Source organism: Streptomyces sp. NPDC030798 (genome assembly GCF_055572275.1).
The window spans coordinates 1-20828 of record NZ_JBVIDR010000021.1 but is presented as its reverse complement, the minus strand read 5'-3'; the positions used below and the strand labels follow the sequence as shown (position 1 = coordinate 20828).

16 protein-coding genes are annotated in these 20828 nt (G+C 72.5%); 13 read left to right on the top strand and 3 right to left on the bottom strand.

What is annotated here, in order from left to right; genetic code table 11:
* Positions 1-57: 57 nt before the first annotated feature.
* The 3 genes from ACZ404_RS34395 (at position 58) to ACZ404_RS34385 (ending at position 6858) form a co-directional block, all read left to right on the top strand.
* Positions 58-1395, top strand: a complete 1338-nt coding sequence (locus ACZ404_RS34395; protein WP_468446885.1) for a hypothetical protein — start codon at positions 58-60, stop codon at positions 1393-1395.
* On the top strand, positions 1392-5021 hold the full coding sequence (locus ACZ404_RS34390; protein WP_468446883.1) for a hypothetical protein: 3630 nt from the start codon (positions 1392-1394) through the stop codon (positions 5019-5021). Before ACZ404_RS34395 ends, ACZ404_RS34390 begins: the two co-directional genes overlap by 4 nt.
* 151 nt (positions 5022-5172) lie before the next feature.
* On the top strand, positions 5173-6858 hold the full coding sequence (locus ACZ404_RS34385; protein ID WP_468446881.1) for a BACON domain-containing protein: 1686 nt from the start codon (positions 5173-5175) through the stop codon (positions 6856-6858).
* Positions 6859-6992: 134 nt separating this feature from the next.
* Here ACZ404_RS34385 and ACZ404_RS34380 read toward each other — a convergent pair whose 3' ends face one another.
* A complete protein-coding gene (locus tag ACZ404_RS34380) occupies positions 6993-7841 on the bottom strand; it encodes a DUF3109 family protein (RefSeq protein ID WP_468446879.1) in 849 nt (282 codons plus the stop codon).
* A 71-nt stretch (positions 7842-7912) separates the two neighbouring features.
* Here ACZ404_RS34380 and ACZ404_RS34375 point away from each other — a divergent pair, with 71 nt between their 5' ends.
* The 4 genes from ACZ404_RS34375 to ilvD all read left to right on the top strand — a co-directional run bounded on the left by ACZ404_RS34375 (position 7913) and on the right by ilvD (position 12406).
* On the top strand, positions 7913-8845 hold the full coding sequence (locus ACZ404_RS34375) for a Ppx/GppA family phosphatase (protein WP_468446877.1): 933 nt from the start codon (positions 7913-7915) through the stop codon (positions 8843-8845).
* 126 nt (positions 8846-8971) lie between these two features.
* Positions 8972-9784: a sugar phosphate isomerase/epimerase family protein gene (locus ACZ404_RS34370; protein WP_468446875.1), complete on the top strand. Its 813-nt coding sequence runs from the start codon at positions 8972-8974 to the stop codon at positions 9782-9784.
* On the top strand, positions 9781-10389 hold the full coding sequence (locus ACZ404_RS34365; protein WP_468446873.1) for a TetR/AcrR family transcriptional regulator: 609 nt from the start codon (positions 9781-9783) through the stop codon (positions 10387-10389). Before ACZ404_RS34370 ends, ACZ404_RS34365 begins: the two co-directional genes overlap by 4 nt.
* A gap of 163 nt (positions 10390-10552) precedes the next feature.
* Positions 10553-12406, top strand: coding sequence for a dihydroxy-acid dehydratase (ilvD, locus tag ACZ404_RS34360; protein ID WP_468446871.1), 1854 nt, complete (start codon positions 10553-10555; stop codon positions 12404-12406).
* Between the two features lie 57 nt (positions 12407-12463).
* Here ilvD and ACZ404_RS34355 read toward each other — a convergent pair whose 3' ends face one another.
* Positions 12464-14545: a protein kinase domain-containing protein gene (locus ACZ404_RS34355; RefSeq protein ID WP_468446869.1), complete on the bottom strand. Its 2082-nt coding sequence runs from the start codon at positions 14543-14545 to the stop codon at positions 12464-12466.
* Positions 14546-14725: 180 nt separating this feature from the next.
* Here ACZ404_RS34355 and ACZ404_RS34350 point away from each other — a divergent pair, with 180 nt between their 5' ends.
* From ACZ404_RS34350 to proC, 6 genes are all read left to right on the top strand, one after another.
* Entirely contained in the window at positions 14726-15013 is a 288-nt protein-coding gene (locus ACZ404_RS34350) for an SH3 domain-containing protein (protein WP_468446867.1), read from the top strand.
* 42 nt (positions 15014-15055) lie between these two features.
* Positions 15056-15565, top strand: coding sequence for an EamA/RhaT family transporter (locus ACZ404_RS34345; protein WP_468446865.1), 510 nt, complete (start codon positions 15056-15058; stop codon positions 15563-15565).
* 171 nt (positions 15566-15736) lie between these two features.
* Complete coding sequence (locus ACZ404_RS34340; protein ID WP_468446863.1) at positions 15737-16513, top strand: class I SAM-dependent methyltransferase; 777 nt, start codon at positions 15737-15739, stop codon at positions 16511-16513.
* Positions 16514-16630: 117 nt separating this feature from the next.
* Positions 16631-17443 carry an ABC transporter ATP-binding protein gene (locus ACZ404_RS34335; protein ID WP_468446861.1) on the top strand — a complete coding sequence of 271 codons (813 nt, stop codon included), beginning with the start codon at positions 16631-16633 and terminating at the stop codon, positions 17441-17443.
* Positions 17440-18216, top strand: a complete 777-nt coding sequence (locus ACZ404_RS34330) for an ABC transporter permease (RefSeq protein ID WP_468446859.1) — start codon at positions 17440-17442, stop codon at positions 18214-18216. The genes ACZ404_RS34335 and ACZ404_RS34330 overlap by 4 nt, the downstream gene beginning before the upstream one ends.
* Before the next feature lie 136 nt (positions 18217-18352).
* A complete protein-coding gene (gene proC, locus ACZ404_RS34325; protein WP_468446857.1) occupies positions 18353-19165 on the top strand; it encodes a pyrroline-5-carboxylate reductase in 813 nt (270 codons plus the stop codon).
* Positions 19166-19221: 56 nt separating this feature from the next.
* Here proC and trpS read toward each other — a convergent pair whose 3' ends face one another.
* Positions 19222-20247: a tryptophan--tRNA ligase gene (trpS, locus tag ACZ404_RS34320; protein WP_468446855.1), complete on the bottom strand. Its 1026-nt coding sequence runs from the start codon at positions 20245-20247 to the stop codon at positions 19222-19224.
* Positions 20248-20828: the final 581 nt, after the last annotated feature.

Below are 20828 nucleotides of genomic sequence, written 5' to 3'. Positions count from 1 at the left end.
GTGCCAGACCTGGAGCGGACGGTGCCAGACCTGGAGCGGACGGTGCCAGGCCCACAGATGGCGGCGCCAGGCCTCCCGCGGGCGGTGCCGCGCCCGGAGTCGGCCGGGCAGAGGAGTCTGCGGGAGTGGCTGGACGCGGACGCGGCGAGGCCCGGCCCGGCGGAGCCGTCCGCAACCGTCCCCGCCTCCGCAGCCGTACCGCAGGACGCCGAGAAACCCGCCGCACAGAAGGCCCTCGACCCGCTGAAAGCCCGGTTGGCGGACCAACTCCCGCCCGGCACCGCAATGCTGCGCGTCCAGACGGCCACGAGCCCCAACGGGTCGGCCGTCCAGCTGTCCTTCCACCACCAGGGCACGGTGCACAGCGCCGGCCACGACACGGACCCGGCCGGCCCGACGCATCCGTGGCCGAGCCTCACCGCGCTCACCGCGCAGGCCAAGGCCCCCGGCGGAAGCTGGTGCGACACCTACCTGAAGGTCAAGTGGTGGTGGCGCACCCAGACCGTGCTGGCCCACTGGATCGACCTGCTGAGCGCGGCCGACGGGCCGCGCCGGCTTGTCGTATGGGACCAGACCTCCTACGAGATCCCCTGGGAACTCCTGCACCGGGGGCGGGTGGGCCACGCCCCGCCCGCGGGCCCGGACACCGGCGGCTGGATCGGCGCGGAGTTCCCCGTCATCCGCTGGACCACCGTCTACGACGGCGAGCGGGCCTGGATCTACGACGCCCGGCCGCGCGCCTGCCTGGGCGGCGTACTCGTCTGCGAGGAACCGGAGTTCAGGGTCGCACAGGACGGCCTGGACGGGCACGAGGTGGGGGAGCGGACCACCGAAATGAGCGGGCTGCACGCCCGTCTGCGCGAGGTGGACACCGCCTTCGGCCTGCTGCTCATACGCTGTCATGGCCGGTACGACGAGGACCCCACCACTTTCCTGCTCGGCGATGTCTCGCTCCTCACGCTCTCGGAGAAGTGGAAGATGTATGCCCTGCACGCCACCGAAGCCGTCGTGTTCGTCAACGCCTGCTCCTCCGCCCGCCTGAGCGGCCCCGCCCGGGCAGGGGTGCCCCGTACCTTCGCCGAGGTGTTCCTGCGCTGGGGCGCGAGCGCGGTCATCGGCACCATGACGGACGTGAGCAAGGCCCACTCCCACGACTTCGCCGCCCGTCTGATCAGAACCGCCAAGCGGGGACCGGCGAACCTGGCCGACGAGCTGACCCGGCACCGAGCCCGCCACGCCGCCGCGGCCGAGCGCGCGATCGAGTCCGGAGACGAACAGCGCGCCGAAGCCGCGGTGGAGGCCTTCTTCGCCGGTTTCACCTACGCCTACTTCGGCCACCCCGACACCACCCTGGCCCTGCAGCCACCCGCGCCGGACGGCGGTGACGGCCCGTGAGCGCACCCACCGAACCGCCCGCAGTCTCCCTCAGGCCCCTCGTCAGCTGGCCCGACGAGGCGAAGGCCGGACGCCGGTACCTGGTCACCGTCGACGTCGAGTTCGACCCCCGGACGAGCCCATGGCCGTACCGGAACGAGGAGTACGCCATCGGCTGCATGCTGGAGGCCGAGCCGGGGCTCGCGGTGGAGGCGGTCGGCAACACCACCCTGGTGCTGCACCGGTTCGGCGGTACGTACGGGCCGGTGCGCTTCCTGACCTGTCTGGACGGCGACGGGCCCGCCGGACGGGACGGCGCCCTGCGGCTGACCCTGATCACCGCGGGCGGAGTGCCGTTCCGCAGCGAGCGGCTCCCGGTACGGCTCGGCGCCCGCCGGGACACACGGGTGCGGGTGCCCGAGGAGAAGGTGCCGCTGTGGCGGGAGCGGGCCGAACCGGCACCGCCCGCCGCCCCGGCGCCCCTGGACCACGACGAGGCGCCCCCGACCGTCGTCGTCGCGCCCGGCTCCCGCCGGCTGGCGGAGTTGCTGTTCGACCGGATGGAGGGCCCGCCGACGCGGCGCACGTACGGCCGTGGCGCACGCGTCGACATCGGCCGACTGCCCGGAAGCCCCTGGCGGGTGGTGCTCCTGCACGACGGCTGGACCCGCCCGGACCCCGCCGGGGCGGCGGCCGCGATCGTCCGGGACCACGCGGCGCGGATCGTGATCTCGCTGGTCGAGGGCCGGTGGACGCAGGACCCGGAACGCCCCGGCCTCCTGCTCGCGAACCGGGTCGACGTCGGCCGGGCCGAGGCCGAGCGGCGGTCCCGGCCGTCCGAGCGCCTGCTCGCCCTCGCGCACGGCTCGTTGGGTGTCCCCGCGGCCCTCGGCCGCGTGGCCGACCAGGACGGCCCCGTCTTCCCCGTCCCCACCATGCTCGTCGGCGGCGCCGACAAGGACTGCCTCAGCGCCGTCTACACCCTGTCCGGGGTCGAACACGTCACGCTCTGCGCGGACTCGCCCTCGGCGGCGAAGGACGCCGTCCTGGCCGTCCGGGAACTGCTGCTCCTGCTTCCCGTGCCAGGGCAGGTGCAGGCCCTGCCGCGGGGCCCGGACCGCCTGATCGGCCGGCAGACGCAACTGGACGGCCTGCTGGCGGCACTGGAATACGGCGGACCGAGTGGCCGGGCCCGGGTGACGGCCGTGAGCGGGCTGCCCGGCGTCGGGAAGACCGGGCTGGCCCTGACAGCGGCGCACGCGGCCCTGGAACGCGGTTGGTACCCGGGCGGCGTGCACTTCGTCCGAGGAGGGATCGGCACGTCCGCGCAGCGGACGAGCGTGCTGACCGCCCTCGGGGCCGGCCGGTCGCTTCTCGTGCACGACGAAGCCGGACCCGACGGCCCGGCCCTGTGGCAGACGCTCACCGACGGCCACGACGTACTGGTCACCTGCCGCCGCGCGGACACCGCGGGACGCCGGACCCCCACGCTGGCCCTCGGGCCCCTGTCCTCGGAGGACGCCACCGGACTGCTGTCCTCCGCGGGCGTCCGGCCGGCGCTCGGAAGGCGCCTGGCCGAGCTGTGCGGAGGCGTCCCGCTGGCCCTGCGCGTCGCCGCGCGGACCGCCGGGTTCGCAGGGGAGCTGATCGAGGAGATGGAGAGCCGCGGCACGTTCGCCGTCCTCGGCCCGCTCAAGGACGTCTACGACGACGCGTACCGCGCCCTGGGCGCTGAGGAGGCCAGGCTGCTGCGGCTGTTGGAACTCGGCCCCGGCGCAGCGCTGGGCCCCCGCCTGCTGCGGGCCCTCGGCGCGGACGACGAGCAACTGCGGTCGCTGCGGGACGCCGGCCTCGCCGAGCAGGACGCCGTCATGGCGACCTGGCGGCTGCCGGACCTGGTGCGCCGCTACGTCGCCGAGGTCGTCCTGGCCGACGACGCCTCCCGGGAGGAGCGGGCCGGCATCCGGCGGCGGCTGCTGCACCACTGCGTCGTCCGCACCTCGGAGGCGGTGGTGTCCCTGGGGCTGGACGACGGCGACGAGCAGGTCGTACCGGACGCTCCCGTGGCGGACGCGCTCGACTGGCTGGACGGCGAGCACCCCAGCCTCATGGCCATGATCCAGGAGGACACCGCCGATCCCGGCAACGACCAGGCCACCGACCTCGCGCTGCTCCTCGGCCCGTACCTGCTCTGGCGCCGCGCCCACCAGGAGTGCCTGAACTGCTGCGCGGCAGCCATGCGGCAGAGCGTGGGGCGCCACCGGCTGGCCCGGCTGCTGAACCTGCGGGGCAGCGCCGAACTCGGCCTGGGACGCCTGAACCAGGCGGCCGACTCCCACGCACGCGCCCACGACCTGCACGCGCAGCTGGGTGACGACCGGGCGTGCGCCCGGACGCAGGACCTCCTCGGGCTCGTCTACGCGGCACGCGGAGAGATCGAACGGGCCCGCATGCTGCACAACGCCGCCGAGACCGCGCTCACCGCCGCCGGTGACGAGCGCGGCCGCGCCCGGGCCCTGCTGCACTGCGGTCTGCTCGCCCTGGAATCCGGGGACGCCGAGGACGCGGACCGGCATCTGAGCCGGGCCCGCGAGCTGTTCAGCGCCTGTGACGACAGGCGCGGCCAGGCGCAGGCATCGCTGCACCGGGCGCGGGCCCTGCGCCGACAGGGCCGGCTGCCGCGTGCGATGTCGCTGGCGGCGGACGCGCTGCGGGACTTCTCCCATCTGGCCGACCGGTACGGTCAGGCGTCCGCGCTGGAGGTGCAGGCCTCGGTCGAGCAGGACCAGGAGCAGCCCGCCAAGGCGCGGACCGCTCTGCTGACGGCCCGGGACCTGTTCCTCCAGGAGGACGACGAGGCGGCGGTCCGACGGGTGTCCGAAGACATCGCAGCGCTGGAGGAACGCCTCGCCGCCGCCGTGCACGAGGTCAGGGTCCAGTTGTTCCTGACCCTGGCGCCCTGGGAGCCGGGCTCCGTCTACGCGAGCATTCGGGTGAGCCGCGTCGACGACACCTACATGGTCTACGACCAGGGCCCGATCCCTCAGTCCCGACTCGGTGCGCACATCGGTCGCGCCCTCCAGGCGGCCTTCGACCGAGCCGACTCGTTCAGAGGCCCGGCCCCTCTTGAAGTCGTCCTCCCTCTCGGCATTCCGGTCCTGGAGCCGCACCTGTGGCCCGTGGAGGGACCGGAGCCGACCGTTCTGCTCGGTGAGCAGCGGCCGGTGACGATCCGCGTGAGCGGGGGACAGCAGGTGGAGGCTCTGGAGAGGTGGAGCGAACGAGGGGGCGCCGGCCGGCGCGAGAACGTGCCCAGGCGGGACCACCCTGCCCACGAGCTGACGGCGCCGGACGGGGTGGGCATCCCGTTCCTGAGCGGCGTGGGCGACCCGATGACGTTCGGCGGGCCGATCGGGTTGCTGCTGCGGGCGGGGCACGACGTCGTCCTCTGGTCGTCCGCGGTGTCCCGACGCTGCGGTCCCGAGTGCGACGAGGCGCGGCGCCTGGTCGACGGGGTGAGCAGCGTGCGCGAGCTGCCCGGCGCGCTGTGGCGCCTGCGCGCCTCCGGAGGCGGCAGGCACCTTTCCCTGCTGTTCAACGATCCGGAGTTCCCCTTGCCCGAGGACATCGCGCTGGAGGTTCCGTGAACCTCCGCCGGGCCGGCCCGGCCCGGCGCCCCGCCGAGGGGCGGAATCTCCGGCTCCTGTCCCCTTATGAGGGATCGTTTCACCCGTATGGATTAAAAGTGCTCAAGGCGCACGAAGGGACAGTCTGCCGCCGCCTACGGTCGCACGGGTGATGAGCAGCAGTCCGGAGACCACGACCCGCGCCACGGGGGCGCATCGGGCGCACCGCGAGGCGCGTGACCGAGCCGCCGCGCGCACCCTCGCCCAGCGGCCGCCGGCGCGCTACGAGCCGTACCTGGACGGTCTGTTCACCTACTGCCTGTCGGTGCTGTGCGACCACGACGCGGCCACCGCGGCCCTCGGGGACGTCCTGGCGCTCGCCGAGCGGCGCGGACAGCGCGCGCCGGGCGCAGCCGACCGCAGGGCCTGGCTGTACGCGCTGGCCCGCTGGGCGTGTCTGCGCGGGCTCGCCGAGGCCAAGCAGAAACGTCAGGCCACCCACGCGGCGGGCCGCCCGGCGGCAGGGAAGGCGGGCAGCCGGACACCCGACCCGCTGCTCTCCGCGGAGGAGCAGGAGCAACGGCGCCGCGAACTGGCCCTGCTCGCCTGGCCGGAGGCGGCCGGCACCTCCCCCGAGCAGCGCGAGGCCCTGGAACTGGCCGTGCGTCACCGTCTCGCCGCCCGGGAGGTCGCCGCCGTCCTCGGCATGGAGCCGGCCACCGCGCGCGAGCTGCTGGCCTCCGCCGCCTGCGAGGTGGAACGCACGCGTGCCGCCCTCGCCGTGGTCGAGACCGGCGGCTGCCCGAGCGTGGCCCATCTCACCGGCGACAGCCGGCTGGTGCTGAGCACCGCCCTGCGCCGCGAACTGGTGCGGCACGTCGACGACTGTCCGCGCTGTCGCCGCACCGCCGAGCGCGCCGCCCCCGGCCGCTGGCCCGGTGCCACGGTCACCCCGGACGAACTGCCCGTGCTGGAGGCTCCGCGCGCGGCGCTCCACATGGCCCTCGCGCATCACCCGCGCGCGCGGGGCGCCGCCGTCCCCCGCTTCGACCGGCGCGGCTTCCCGATGGACCCCAAGGACCGGGCGGCCCGCCGGGACCGGCTGCGCGCCAGCGCGGTCACCACGACCGTGGTCGCCACCGTCGTGGCCGCCCCCGTGCTGGCGCTGTGGGTCGCCTACCGCGGCGGCCCGGCCGACGAGGACGGGCGCTCCGCCACCGCGCGCGAGGCGCAGGGCCCGGACGCGCTCGGCGGCGACACCGGCGGCGGCTACGAGAACGCGGGCAACGCCAGCGTGAAGCCCGAAGCCCGGCTCGACAAGGACGGCGAGGCGGACGTGTCCGTCGAGGTCGTCAGCGTCTCGGGAACCGGCCGCAAGGGTGCCGGACAGCTTGCGGTCGGCGCGGCCACCGACGGCGACACCACGCTGATCACCCTCACCGCGTCCGGCTCCGGCCCGGTCCGCTGGTCGGCGGCCACCTCGGCGGCCTGGCTCTACCTGAGCCGGTCCTCGGGAACCCTCCGGCCCGGCGAGACGTTGACGATCAAGGTGTACGTCGACCATCTGCGCGAGCCGTCCGGCCACTGGCACGCCCAGGTGGCCGTCTCCCCGTCCGGCTCCGTGATCACCATCGACGGCTACGGCACGGCCCCCACCCGCCCCGCATCGCCCTCACCCGTGGACCCGACCCCGACGACCTCGTCGCCGGCAACCCCACCGGGCGGCGAGCCCTCGGCGTCACCGTCCACCCCGACGGACCCGCCCTCCGGCGACCCGACCCCGTCCGACCCCCCGACCTCACCGCCCCAGCCGACGGCCGACACGGACAGCCCGAGCCCTTCGGACGCGCAGGGGTGAACGCCCCGGGGTGCCGCAGGGCAGGCGCGAACCCCTCGCGGCCGAGCCCGCTCCGATACCGAGGGGCTCGACCGAGGGACGGCCCCCACGGCCCCCACCGGCGCGCCCGACCGGGCCCGCCGAGCAGGCGGCCCTCAGCCGGCCTGCCGGTCAGGGTCCGCCGGATGCGGGGCCACCAGCGGAAGCCGGGACGCCAGGCGCTGTTCGCAGAGTTCCGCCAGCCGGTCGTAGCCGGCCTTGCCCATCAGTTCGGTCAGTTCGGCCCGGTAGGAGACGTACACCGGCTCACCGGCGCCGTGCGCCGAGGTCGCCGACGTGCACCACCAGTGCAGATCGTGGCCGCCCGGACCCCAGCCCCGGCGGTCGTACTCCCCGATGGACACCTGCAGCACACGCGTGTCGTCGGGCCGGTCGATCCAGTCGTACGTCCGCCGGATCGGCAGCTGCCAGCACACGTCCGGCTTGGTCTCCAGCGGCTCCCGGCCCTCCCGCAGGGCGAGGATGTGCAACGAGCACCCCGCGCCGCCCGGGAACCCGGGCCGGTTCTGGAAGATGCACGAGCCCTGGAAGGGCCGCGTCTGCCGGGACCCCTCCTCGTCCTCGGAGATCCACCCGCCCCGGGTGCCTTCCTCGTGGTGCTGCCAGATCTCCGGCGTGAGCCTCGCCACATGCTCGGCGACCCGCTTCTCGTCGTCCTCGTCGGAGAAGTGGGCCCCCAGCGTGCAGCACCCGTCGTCCGCGCGGCCGGCCTGGATGCCCTGGCAGCCGCTGCCGAAGATGCAGTTCCAGCGAGAGGTCAGCCATGTCAGATCGCAGCGGAAGACCTGCTCGTCGTCCGCCGGATCAGGGAACTCCACCCACGCGCGCGCGAAGTCGAGCCCCTGCTCGTCGCTCACCTTCGACACCTTGGCGGTTTTGGCCTCCTTGCCGGCCTTGCCCGCCTTTTCAGCTTTCCCGGAGTTCGCCTTTTTCGTCTTTGGCACGCGTCCAGGGTAAGTCGCCGGGGCCCGCACGGGGGACCGAGCACAGCGCTTCTGGCAGTAGCGTTCCGTACATGAGACTCGGTGTCCTGGACGTGGGTTCCAACACGGTGCATCTGCTGGTGGTCGACGCCCACCCCGGAGCGCGCCCGCTGCCCGCACATTCACACAAGGTCGAACTGCGGCTCGCGCAACTGCTCGACGACAGCGGTGCCATCGGCGACGACGGGATCCACCGGCTCATCGACGTCGTACGGGACGCCCTCCAGGCCGCCGAGGACAAGGGCGTCGAGGACCTGCTGCCGTTCGCGACCTCCGCCGTCCGCGAGGCCACCAACGCCGACGACGTCCTCGCGCGCGTGGAGAACGAGACCGGCGTACGGCTCCAGGTCCTCACCGGCGAGGAGGAGGCCCGCCTCACCTTCCTCGCCGTCCGCCGCTGGTTCGGCTGGTCCGCCGGAAAGCTGCTGGTCCTGGACATCGGCGGCGGCTCCCTGGAGATCGCCTACGGCATCGACGAGGAGCCCGACACCGCCGTCTCCCTGCCGCTCGGCGCCGGCCGCCTCACCGCCGGCTGGCTGCCCGGCGACCCGCCCGACTCCGAGGACGTCCGCGCCCTGCGCCGCCACGTCCGTACGGAGATCGCCCGCACCGTCGGCGAGTTCAGCCGCTTCGGCGCACCCGACCACGTGGTCGCCACCTCCAAGACCTTCAAGCAGCTGGCCCGCATCGCCGGCGCCGCCCGCAGCGCGGAGGGCCTCTACGTCCAGCGCGAGCTGAAGCGCGAGTCCCTGGAGGCCTGGGTCCCGCGCCTGGCCGGCATGACCACCGACCAGCGTTCCGAACTCCCCGGAGTCTCCGACGGCCGAGCCGGCCAGCTCCTCGCCGGCGCCCTGGTCGCCGAGGGCGCGATGGACCTCTTCGCCGTGGAGAGCCTGGAAATATGCCCCTGGGCCCTCCGCGAGGGAGTCATCCTCCGGCGCCTCGACCACATGGGCACGGCGTAGAAACCCACGGGGCGCGGGGAACGGCGCGGGAAGCCAGGACGGAGCAGCACCCGCCCGAATGGCAAAGCTCACAACGGCGAATGGGCACCCGACACGAGAGCCACTCAACCCCTTAAGGTGGCACCCGTGGCTCACCCCAGGGACGTCTCCGTCGCACTGTCGACAGCCTCCGTGTACCCGGAGTCGACGGCGACGGCCTTCGAGATCGCGGCGCGCCTCGGCTACGACGGCGTCGAAGTCATGGTGTGGACCGACCCGGTCAGCCAGGACATCGAGGCACTGCGCCGCCTGTCCGACTACCACGGCATCCCGATCCTCGCCGTCCACGCGCCCTGCCTGCTGATCACCCAGCGGGTCTGGTCCACCGACCCCTGGGTCAAGCTCCAGCGGGCCCGCGCCGCCGCCGAGAAGCTGGGCGCCGACACCGTCGTCGTCCATCCCCCCTTCCGCTGGCAGCGGCAGTACGCCCGCGACTTCGTCACCGGGATCTGGCGGATGGCGCACGAGACGGACGTACGGTTCGCCGTCGAGAACATGTACCCGTGGCGCTACCGCGACCGCGAGATGCTCGCCTACGCCCCGGACTGGGACGTCACCAAGGACGACTACCGGCACTTCACGATCGACCTCAGCCACGCGGCGACCGCCCGCACCGACGCCCTGCAGATGATCGACCGCATGGGCGACCGCCTCGGCCACGTCCACCTCGCCGACGGCCGGGGCTCGGCCAAGGACGAGCACCTGGTGCCCGGGCGCGGCACCCAGCCCTGCGCCGAGCTGCTGGAGCGCCTCGCGGTCACCGGCTTCGACGGCCATGTCGTGATCGAGGTCAACACCCGCCGGGCCATGTCCAGCGCCGAGCGCGAGGCCGACCTCGCCGAGGCCCTCGCCTTCACCCGCCGCCACCTGGCCTCCGCCGTGCGGGTGCCCCGGCGATGACCGAGGCCCCCGGCGCCCGCCGCCGCGGCCGGCCCCCGCGCGCCGAGTCCGCCGACACCCGCGACCGCATCCTCACCGCGGCCCGCGCGGAGTTCTCCGAGCGGGGCTACGAGAAGACGTCCGTCCGCGGCATCGCCAAGGCCGCCGGCGTCGACCCGGCCCTCGTCCACCACTACTTCGGCACCAAGGAACAGGTCTTCGAGGAGGCCGTCGCGGTCGCCTTCGCACCGGCGCTGGACGCCCCCGACGCGGTGGCCGCCGGCCCGCTGGACGGAGTGGGGGAGCGGCTGGCCCGCTTCATCTTCGGCGTCTGGGAGAACCCCACGACCCGGACCCCGCTGCTCGCCATCGTCCGCTCGGCGGTGACCAACGACACCGCCGCCGCCGTCTTCCGCCGTCTGGTCGCCAACCAGCTGCTGCGCCGCATCGCCGCCCAGCTGGACCTGCCCGACGCGGAGCTGCGCGCCGAGCTGGCGGCCGCGCAGCTGGTGGGCGCGGCGATGATGCGGTACGTGATCAAGCTGGAGCCGCTGGCCTCGGCGGACCTGGAGCAGATCATCACGCGCGTGGCACCGGTGGTGCAGCACCACCTGACGGCTCCCTGAGGCACGGGCACCTGCGGGCGGCGGTGAAACACGCGTCCCGCATTCCGGACAAGCGTGTCCATCCCTTGGAGCACCGGCGTAGGCTCGGAGGGAGTCAGAACTCTTTGGACTCATCGAACTCTCTGGACTCATCGCCAGAAGGTCATTGAAGGAGCGAGCGACGATGCCCGAGCTGAGGTCCCGCACAGTCACCCACGGCCGCAACATGGCGGGCGCCCGCGCCCTTATGCGCGCCTCCGGTGTACCCGGTGCGGACATCGGCCGGAAGCCGATCATCGCCGTCGCGAACTCCTTCACCGAGTTCGTCCCGGGCCACACCCACCTGCAGCCGGTCGGCCGGATCGTCAGCGAGGCGATCACCGAGGCGGGCGGCATCCCGCGCGAGTTCAACACGATCGCCGTGGACGACGGCATCGCCATGGGCCACGGCGGCATGCTGTACTCCCTGCCCTCCCGCGACCTGATCGCGGACTCGGTGGAGTACATGGTCGAGGCCCACTGCGCCGACGCCCTGGTCTGCATCTCCAACTGCGACAAGATCACCCCGGGCATGCTGCTGGCGGCCCTGCGCCTGAACATCCCGACGGTGTTCGTCTCCGGCGGCCCGATGGAGTCCGGCCGCGCCACTCTCGTCGACGGCACGGTCCGCACGCTCGACCTGGTCGACGCGATCTCCGACGCCGTCAACGACAAGATCTCCGACGAGGACATCCTCCGGATCGAGGAGAACGCCTGCCCGACCTGCGGCAGCTGTTCCGGCATGTTCACCGCCAACTCGATGAACTGCCTGACCGAGGCCATCGGCCTGTCCCTGCCCGGCAACGGCTCGGTCCTCGCCACCCACACCGCGCGCAAGCAGCTCTACGTCGACGCGGCCCACACGGTCATGGACCTCACCCGCCGCTACTACGAGCAGGACGACGAGTCGGTCCTCCCGCTGAACATCGCCACCTTCCAGGCCTTCGAGAACGCCATGGCCCTGGACATCGCGATGGGCGGCTCGACCAACACGATCCTGCACCTGCTGGCCGCCGCCCAGGAGGCGGGCGTCCCCTTCGGCCTGGAGCAGATCGACGCGGTCTCCCGCCGCGTGCCGTGCCTGGCCAAGGTCGCTCCCAACGTCGCGAAGAACCGCACGTACTACATGGAGGACGTGCACCGGGCCGGCGGCATCCCCGCCCTCCTCGGCGAGCTGCACCGCGCCGGCCTGCTCAACGAGGACGTCCACGCGGTGCACAGCCCGTCCCTGTCCGACTGGCTGAAGACCTGGGACGTCCGCGGCGGCTCACCGTCCCCCGAGGCCGTCGAACTGTGGCACGCGGCCCCCGGCTGCGTCCGCTCCGCCGAGGCCTTCTCCCAGTCCGAGCGCTGGGCGGCCCTGGACGACGACGCCGAGGGCGGCTGCATCCGCTCGGTCGAGCACGCGTACTCCAAGGACGGCGGCCTGGCGGTCCTGCGGGGCAACCTGGCGGTCGACGGCTGCGTGGTCAAGACGGCCGGTGTCGACGAGTCCATCTGGACCTTCGAGGGCCCGGCGGTCGTCTGCGAGTCCCAGGAGGAGGCCGTCCAGCGGATCCTCACCCAGGAGGTCAAGGACGGCGATGTCGTCGTCATCCGCTACGAGGGCCCCAAGGGCGGCCCCGGCATGCAGGAGATGCTGTACCCGACCTCGTACCTGAAGGGTCGCGGCCTGGGCAAGACCTGCGCCCTGATCACCGACGGCCGCTTCTCCGGCGGCACCTCCGGCCTCTCCATCGGCCACGCCTCCCCCGAGGCGGCCTCCGGCGGCACCATCGCCCTGGTCCAGGACGGTGACCGCATCCGCATCGACATCCCGAACCGCACGATCGAGCTGCTGGTCGACGAGGCGGAGCTCACCCGCCGCGAACAGTCCCTGAACGGCGTCTACGCCCCCAAGAACCGCGACCGCAAGGTCTCCGCCGCGCTCCGCGCCTACGCGGCGATGGCGACCAGCGCGGACCGGGGCGCGGTCCGGGACGTGACCAAGCTGAACTGACGCCGACCCGCCGCCGACCCGGGGGCCGCCTCCTGCTGGGGGCGGTCCCTCGGCGTGTCACCAGGCGGCCGGGTTGTGCGCCGCGACGGCGAAGACGGTGCCGTCGGGGGCGGTGGCGTAGACCCGGTTGTCGTGGAGCACGGGCGTGGCGGGCGCACTCATGATCTGCGCCGGGTTAGGGCCCAGACGCGCGGGAGTCTGCCCGACGAGGGTTCCCTTGCCGGTGTCGACGGCGAGAAGCCGTCCGTCGCCGGCGGTGAAGTACACGTACCTGCCGTCCGAGACCGGTGCCGAACCGCGGCTCACCGAGGTCTCCACGCGCCACAGCTGCTTCCGCGCGTCCACGTCCACCGCGGTGAGGGAGCCTCCCGCGGCGAGGAGGTACACGGTGTTCCCGCGCACAGTGGCCTGGCCGGCCTCGCTCGCCAGGGGCAGTGCCACCCGACGCGTCGAGCGGGTCGCGGGGGTGTAGCGGACAACGGCCTTCGTGTCCCCGTAGACACGGTCGGTGGAGGCGAAGAAAACGGTGCCGCGCCCGGTTCCGATGGGCTCGAGCGTCCCGTTCAGCCGGGCCTGCCACCGTACGTCGCCGCTCTGCGGATCCACGGCGGCAACCCGGGTGGTGGATCCGTCGTGCGACGTGCTGGTCGCGTATGCCAGCGGGTCACCGGGAAACGAGACGAAGGACGGCCTGTCCTGACCGGCGATCCGACGGCTCCACCTGGTGGCGCCCGAGGCACTGTCGACGCCGGTGACCTCTCCGTCAGCTCCGGTGAGCAGGGCCGTCCGCTCGGTGTACCGGACCATCGTTCCCTGGGCCAGACGCCGCTTCCAGACCTCTGCGCCCGAGCCCGGGTCGAGCGCCGCGAGCTGCGATCCGCCGTCCGCATAGGGCTGTACGAGAGCCGCCGAGACGACCGGCGATGTGCTCGCGGACGTGGTGGCGACCGAACGCCGCCACAGCAGCTTTCCGTCGGCAGGGGAGAGGGCGTAGACGACGCCGGGCTGGGCACACAGCAACTTCCCCGCCGCGTACGAGCATTGGGGCATGCCAGATGCTCCGGGCACAGGCCCGGCCTCCCACGAACTGAACGCCGCTGCCCTGGTACGAGGGTGCGCGCCGGCCGGCGTGGGCCCGTCCTTGCCGAACAGCTGTACCGAGGCCACCGCCGCTGCCATGACGAGGCCGAGCGCGCCGACGCCCACGACCACCTTGCGTCCGACCCGCTTCCCCACCGGTGGCGCGGGCTGCTCCGGAGCCCGTTCCTCGCGCGACCGCTGCGCCGGTATGAACGCCTGCGTGTCGTACGAGGCCGCCACCGACCGCAGCTCCCGCATGAGTTCATCGGGAGTCGGCCGGTCCTCCGGCTCCTTGGCGAGGCACCGCAGCACCAGCGGAGCGAGACTTTCCGGTACGCCGGCGAGGTCCGGATCGTCGTGCACGACCTGGTAGGCGACGACATAGGGGCTGTCGGAGTCGAACGGCCCGCGCCCGGTCGCCGCGTGCACCATCACCGACCCGAGCGCGAAGATGTCGGCGGCGGGGCCGACCTCGCGCGGCCGCCGGAACTGCTCGGGCGCCATGAACGGCGGCGTGCCGATCAACTTCCCGGTCTCCGTGCGCAGTTCACTGTCCTTCGGCCGAGAGATGCCGAAGTCGATGACCTTCGGCCCGTCCTCGGCGAGCAGCACGTTGCTCGGCTTCAGGTCCCGGTGCACGACTCCGACGCGGTGGATGTCCCGCAGCGCCTCCGCGAGCCCCGCCATCAACCGGCGCAACTGAGCCGGACCCATGGGTCCGTTCCGCTTCACCTCGTCGGAAAGCGTAGGCCCCGGAATGAACTGCGTGGCCATCCAAGGGCGTTCGGCGTCCGGATCCGCGTCGACCACGGGCGCGGTGAACGCGCCGCTCACCCGGCGGGCGGCGGCCACCTCTTGCCGGAAACGGCCTCTGAACTCGGGATCCCTGGCGAACTCGGCGTGTACGACCTTCACCGCGAGCTTCATCCCCGAGGTGCTTCGGGCGAGGTGTACGACGCCCATTCCGCCCGACCCCAGGCGTGACTCCAGGCGGTAGTGACCGGCGTACTCGGGAAGTTCCGCTTCGGCACCCGCTCCCGCGTTCCTGCGTGGCGCCATGCGACCACCCCCGTGCTGTTCGTCCGCGCGCGCGACGCACGGAGCCTAGTCGATGACTCGTGCGAGACAGAGGCGGCTTGCTAGCCTGCGCGCGCGAGTCGCGTGCAGGTTTTCCGTGGCTCGTTTCCTGGGAATTCGACGTGACTCCATGGCATCCATGGAGTCGAACGGGGGGCCTTCATGTCCGTTGACCGTGCCGAAGAGGTTGCGGCGACCTCGCTGCGCTACTACTCCGTCGCTCCAGGCGTCCGCCTGAACGTCCGCAGCGGTCCCGGTACCAGCTACAACATCGTCCGTGTCCTGGCCGAAGGAGCGAAGGTCCCGATCTTCTGCCAGACCCCGGGAACGACGGTCACCGGCCCCTACGGCACCACGAAGATATGGGACAACATCAACAACGGTGAGTTCGTTTCCGACGCCTACGTCCAGACCGGCAGCGACGGCTACATCGCCCCGCGCTGCGGCTGACCCGGTCCGGAGCCCGCCCCCGCCCGGCGCCATAATCGTCCCGTGAGCGACGAGAACGACATCCTGGGCACCGCGGCGGGCTCCGCGGACGGTGGTCCCCGGCCCGAGCCCCTTCGGTTCTTCGGTACCTCCTGGGTGAACCACGACCAGGGGTACCCGGCCCGCCGTGCCGGCGTCGCCGTCGGCTCGCTCGTCGCGGCCGCCGCCTCCTGTCTGGTGCTGCGCCTCGCCTACGAGGGCATCCGGATCGCCGACAGCGGGCCCTTCGTGACCGTGCTGGTCATCGCCATGTTCGCGATCTGCAGCGCCCTCGCCTTCCGCAACACCTGGGAGGGCTTCGGCAAACGCCACGACCCCCAGCGCCAGGCCTCCCTGCGCGGTCTGCTCGCCATCGGCTTCGTCGGCTCCCTGCTCGCCTACTTCTTCCGCTCCCTCACCGAGGCCCCGGGCGAGAAACTGCACCGCGAGGAGTACGACAAGGCACGCGAGGAGTACGAGCGCCGCTCCTCCCGCCGGACGGGCAACCCGTCGAAGAAGAAGCGCCGCCGCTGACCCTCCCGCCTGCTCGTGATCACCGTCGCCCGGACCGGCCGGCGCCGACGGGGCCATCCCGCCGATCCGAAGACGCTCGCGGCCCGCGCCGTCCGCGCCGGGGCGGGTGACGCCCGCGCCCCGTCCGGATGTTCGGTTCCGGCGGCCCAACCGGCGCACCATCATGGCCGTATGACCGCGACGCAGCCGCCCTCCGCCTCCGCCCGTGCCCACTCCTTCAACGCCGCAGCCGCCCAGTACGCCGCGAACCGCCCCTCCTACCCGTCCGCCCTCTTCGACACCGTCGAGGAACTCGCCGGCCGGCCGCTGTCCGGCGCTCGCGTCGTGGACGTGGGGGCCGGCACCGGTATCGCGACCGCCCTCCTGAACGCCCGCGGCGCCGACGTGCTCGCCGTCGAGCCCGGCGCGGGCATGACCGCCGAGTTCCGCCGCGCCCTGCCGCACATCCCGATCGTCCGCGGCAACGGCAACGCCCTCCCCGTCGCCGACGCCTCCGCCGACTTCATCACCTACGCCCAGGCCTGGCACTGGACCGACACAGTCCGCTCGGTGCCGGAGGCGCTGCGGGCGCTGCGGCCGGGCGGGGCGCTGGCGCTGTGGTGGAACGGCGACGCCCTGGACGTCCCCTGGCTCGCCGAGGCCGCCGCCCGTATCGGCGGGTTCTTCGGTGTGGACGTCGTCGCCCAGCAGCACAACGGCAGCCGCCCGGAACTGGCCGACCCCAGCGGCCGCCTCCGCTTCAGCCGCCGGGTGGTCCGCTGGAGCCGCCGGGTCACGATCGACACCCACCTCGCGAACATCGGCAGCCACTCGGCCTTCCTCCTCACACCCGAGGACCGCCGGACCGCCTTTCTCGAAGAGGAGCGCGGCCACCTGCTGAAGGTCTTCCCGGACGGCATGGTCGAGGAGATCTACGACGTGCTTCTGCTCGTCGCCATCAAGCCCTGACCCCCGCGCACTGCATCGACTCGGCGGCCCGGTTCCTCCCCGGGCCGCCGTTTTCGTGCACGGCGCGGCACCGCCGCCCCCTTGACGACACGGGCCGCCGGGCGGATTATTCATCGCATGATGAATTATGCGGCCGGTCCACCCCTCCCCACGGCCCCCGACGCCGTCCACGCCGACGACCTCACCGTCGTCCGCGGCTCCCGCACCGTCCTCCACCACCTCCACTTCACCGTTCCCCGCGGCCAGATCACCGGCCTGCTCGGCCCCTCCGGCTGCGGCAAATCGACCCTGATGCGCTCGATCGCCGGAACCCAGGCCAAGGTCACCGGCACCCTCGACGTCCTCGGCCGCCCGGCCGGACACCCGCAGCTGCGCAGCCGCATCGGCTACGTCACCCAGGCCCCCTCGGTCTACGACGACCTGACCGTCCGCCAGAACCTCGACTACTTCGCCGCGATCCTCGACCCCACCCGCCCGGTCCCCGGCCGCCGTCAGGACGTCGAACGCGTCCTCGCCGACGTCGACCTCACCAGCCACGCCGACGCCCTCGCCGGAAACCTCTCCGGCGGCCAGCGCAGTCGCGTCTCCCTCGCCGTCGCTCTCCTCGGCGCCCCCGAGATCCTCGTCCTCGACGAGCCCACCGTCGGCCTCGACCCCGTCCTGCGCCGCGACCTGTGGAACCTCTTCCACGACCTCGCCACCACCCGCGGCGCCACCCTCCTCGTCTCCTCCCACGTCATGGACGAGGCCGAGCGCTGCCACCGCCTCCTCCTCATGCGCGAAGGCCGCATCCTCGCCGACGACACCCCGGCCAACCTGCGCGCCCGCACCGGCACCGACACCGTCGAGGCCGCCTTCCTCCACCTCGTCGACGAAGCGGCCGCCACCGACGCCACCACCGCCGACCGCACCAAGGAGACGAGCCGATGACCGCCCCGGCCACCGCGACCGCACCCACCGGCGCCCTGAACGCCTCCCGCACCGCCGCCACTGCGGCCCGCGTCCTGCGCCAGCTCCGCCACGACCCGCGGAGCATCGCGCTGCTGATCCTCGTCCCCTGCCTGATGCTGGTCCTGCTGCGCTACGTCTTCGACGCCAGCCCGCGCACCTTCGACAACATCGGCGCCTCCCTGCTCGGGATCTTCCCGCTCATCACGATGTTCCTGGTCACCTCCATCGCCACCCTGCGCGAACGCACCTCCGGAACCCTCGAACGCCTCCTCTCCATGCCCCTCGGCAAGGCCGACCTCATCGCCGGCTACGCCCTCGCGTTCGGTGCCCTCGCCATCGTCCAGTCCGCCCTGGCCACCGGACTCGCCCTCTGGCTCCTCGGCCTGGACGTCACCGGCTCGGCCTGGCTGCTCCTGCTCGTCGCCCTGCTCGACGCCCTCCTCGGCACGGCCCTCGGCCTCTTCGTCTCGGCCTTCGCGGCCTCTGAATTCCAGGCGGTCCAGTTCATGCCGGCGGTGATCTTCCCCCAGCTCCTCCTCTGCGGCCTCTTCACTCCCCGCTCTCAGATGCACCCCGTCCTCGAAGCCGTCTCCGACGTGCTGCCCATGTCGTACGCCGTCGACGGCATGAACGAGGTCCTGCACCACGCCGACATGACAGCCACGTTCGTCAGGGACGTCCTGATCGTGGCCGGCTGCGCGCTGCTGGTGCTGGCCCTGGGCGCGGCCACCCTGCGACGCCGCACGGCATGAGCCCCGAGCAGGCCGACCGCCCGGCACTCCCGGCGCTACCGCCGGGCGGTCGGCGGCCCGGTGCTCGACCCGTGACGGACGTCCGCCCACCGGACAGGCACCCCGGCCCCCAACGCCCCGGTGGGAGACTGACCGCATGAGCCAGAAAGTCGCAGTCCTCGGCACCGGCAAGATCGGCGAAGCCCTGCTCAGCGGAATGATCCGGGCCGGCTGGGCGCCGGCCGACCTCCTGGTCACCGCCCGCCGCCCCGAACGCGCCGAAGAACTCCGCACCCGCTACGGAGTCAGCCCGGTCACCAACACCGAGGCAGCCAAGACCGCCGACACCCTGATCCTCACGGTCAAGCCGCAGGACATGGGCACCCTCCTGGACGAACTCGCCCCGCACGTCCCCGCCGACCGCCTGGTCATCAGCGGAGCCGCCGGCATCCCCACCTCCTTCTTCGAGGAGCGCCTCGCCACCGGCACTCCGGTCGTCCGTGTCATGACGAACACCCCCGCCCTCGTCGACGAGGCCATGTCCGTCATCTCCGCCGGAAGCCACGCCACCGCCGAGCACCTCTCCCACGCCGAGGAGATCTTCGGCGCCGTCGGCAAGACCCTCCGTGTCCCCGAGAGCCAGCAGGACGCCTGCACCGCCCTCTCCGGCTCCGGACCGGCGTACTTCTTCTACCTGGTCGAGGCCATGACCGACGCGGGCATCCTGCTCGGCCTTCCCCGCGACAAGGCCCATGACCTCATCGTCCAGTCCGCCATCGGCGCCGCCGTGATGCTCCGCGACAGCGGCGAACACCCCGTCAGGCTCCGCGAGAACGTCACCTCGCCGGCCGGCACGACGATCAACGCCATCCGCGAACTCGAGAACCACGGAGTCCGCGCCGCCCTCATCGCCGCCCTCGAGGCCGCCCGCGACCGCAGCCGCGAACTCGCCTCCGGCAAGAAGGACTGAACCCACGCCCCTGGGCCCGAGAAGGCGGCGGGTCGTCCCCCGCCGCCCCCATACCCCTACCGGCCCGGACTCAGCGCGGGCTCCGGCACGGGCGGCAGCAGCCCGATGGCCCGATAGGCGGTATCGACGGTCGGCCGGGCCATCGCCCGAGCCTTCTCCGCACCATCTCGCAGCACCCCCTCCACATACGCCGGATCCGCGCACAGCTCCCGGTGCCTGGCCTGCACCGGCCTCAGCACCTCCACCACCGCCTCCGCGGTGTCCTTCTTCAAAGCGCCGTACGACTGGTAAACGCCCGCCAGCGACTCAGGGTTCCCGTCCGTACACGCAGCGAGAACATCCAGCAGATTCGCGACCCCCGGCCGCTTCTCCCGGTCGTACACGACGTCCTGCCCGCTGTCGGTCACGGCCCGCATCACCTTCTTGCGCACCACGTCCGGCTCGTCCAGCAGATAGACGATCCCCGGCCCCGAGTCGTCCGACTTCCCCATCTTCGACGTCGGGTCCTGCAGATTCATCACCCGCGCGGCCACCCGCGGACGCGTCGCCCTGGGCACCACGAACGTGTGCCCGTATCGCTGGTTGAACCGCACCGCCAGGTCCCGGGCCAGCTCCACGTGCTGCGCCTGGTCGTCGCCGACCGGCACCTCGTCCGCGCCGTACGCCAGGATGTCGGCCGCCATCAGCACCGGGTACGTCAGCAGCGACAGCCGCACGCTCCCGCCGCGCTCACGTTCCCGGACGGCCTTCTCCTTGTACTGGATCATCCGCCGCATCTCCCCGTCCGTCGCCACGCACTCCAGCAGGTACGACAGCCGCGTGTGCTCGTCGACATGGCTCTGCAGGAACACGGTGCACAACTCCGGGTCCAGCCCCGACGCCAGCAACAGCGACGCGCCCTGCCGGCTGAGCCTGCGCACCCGCGCGGGATCGTGGTCCACGGTCAGGGCGTGCAGATCGACGATGCAGAACAGGGCGTCCGACCGGTGCTGGTCCACCTCGGCCCAGCGGCGCATGGCCCCCAGGTAGTTCCCCAGGGTCAGGTGCCCGGTCGGCTTCACTCCACTGAAGACCCGCGTCATCCCTACTTCACCTCCGGCTCGGGGCCGCCGTCCCGGTCGGCCGGCTCCCGGAGTCCTGGAGGGGGATACGAGAACGGCCGCCGAAGCGGCGGCCGTTGCATGCGTACGTGAGCGCGGCCGCCGTCAGGCGGCCCACCAGAACTGGGTGCACGTACGCGTCGTCATGGGCGTCAGGGTACGCCCCGGGGGTAGCCCTCCGCAGCGAGTTGACACACACCGAGGTGATCCGTAAGGTTCTTCGAGTTGTCCGACGTGAGAGCCGACTCCGGTCGGTCCCCGGACAGCCATTCCGCAAGTACCAGCCACTACTCGGCGATGCTTTGTCGTGTCGTCCTGTGCGTCGGCGCGTGTATTTGCGAAATGAGGAATCCGCGTTCGAAAGGACGCAGCCCCCGATTCGCTCGGGAGCGAGGAATCCGCTAAAGTCTCACTCGTCGGAACGGCCGAAGGGCCGGGAAGACAACTCCCGCCGACCGGGAATCGGACGCCGAAAGGATCTGATAGAGTCGGAAACACCGAAGGGAAGCGCCCGGAGGAAAGCCCGAGAGGGTGAGTACGAAGGAAGCGTCCGTTCCTTGAGA

Bases quoted from the DNA above. Each gene is read 5' to 3' on its own strand.
- ACZ404_RS34385 (WP_468446881.1), top strand. From the start codon at position 5,173: ATGAGCAGCAGTCCGGAGACCACGACCCGCGCCACGGGGGCGCATCGG.
- ACZ404_RS34340 (WP_468446863.1), top strand. From the start codon at position 15,737: ATGACCGCGACGCAGCCGCCCTCCGCCTCCGCCCGTGCCCACTCCTTC.
- proC (WP_468446857.1), top strand. From the start codon at position 18,353: ATGAGCCAGAAAGTCGCAGTCCTCGGCACCGGCAAGATCGGCGAAGCC.
- ACZ404_RS34365 (WP_468446873.1), top strand. From the start codon at position 9,781: ATGACCGAGGCCCCCGGCGCCCGCCGCCGCGGCCGGCCCCCGCGCGCC.
- ACZ404_RS34395 (WP_468446885.1), top strand. From the start codon at position 58: ATGGCGGCGCCAGGCCTCCCGCGGGCGGTGCCGCGCCCGGAGTCGGCC.
- ACZ404_RS34330 (WP_468446859.1), top strand. From the start codon at position 17,440: ATGACCGCCCCGGCCACCGCGACCGCACCCACCGGCGCCCTGAACGCC.
- trpS (WP_468446855.1), bottom strand. From the start codon at position 20,247: ATGACGCGGGTCTTCAGTGGAGTGAAGCCGACCGGGCACCTGACCCTG.
- ACZ404_RS34375 (WP_468446877.1), top strand. From the start codon at position 7,913: ATGAGACTCGGTGTCCTGGACGTGGGTTCCAACACGGTGCATCTGCTG.
- ACZ404_RS34350 (WP_468446867.1), top strand. From the start codon at position 14,726: ATGTCCGTTGACCGTGCCGAAGAGGTTGCGGCGACCTCGCTGCGCTAC.
- ilvD (WP_468446871.1), top strand. From the start codon at position 10,553: ATGCCCGAGCTGAGGTCCCGCACAGTCACCCACGGCCGCAACATGGCG.
- ACZ404_RS34335 (WP_468446861.1), top strand. From the start codon at position 16,631: ATGATGAATTATGCGGCCGGTCCACCCCTCCCCACGGCCCCCGACGCC.
- ACZ404_RS34355 (WP_468446869.1), bottom strand. From the start codon at position 14,545: ATGGCGCCACGCAGGAACGCGGGAGCGGGTGCCGAAGCGGAACTTCCC.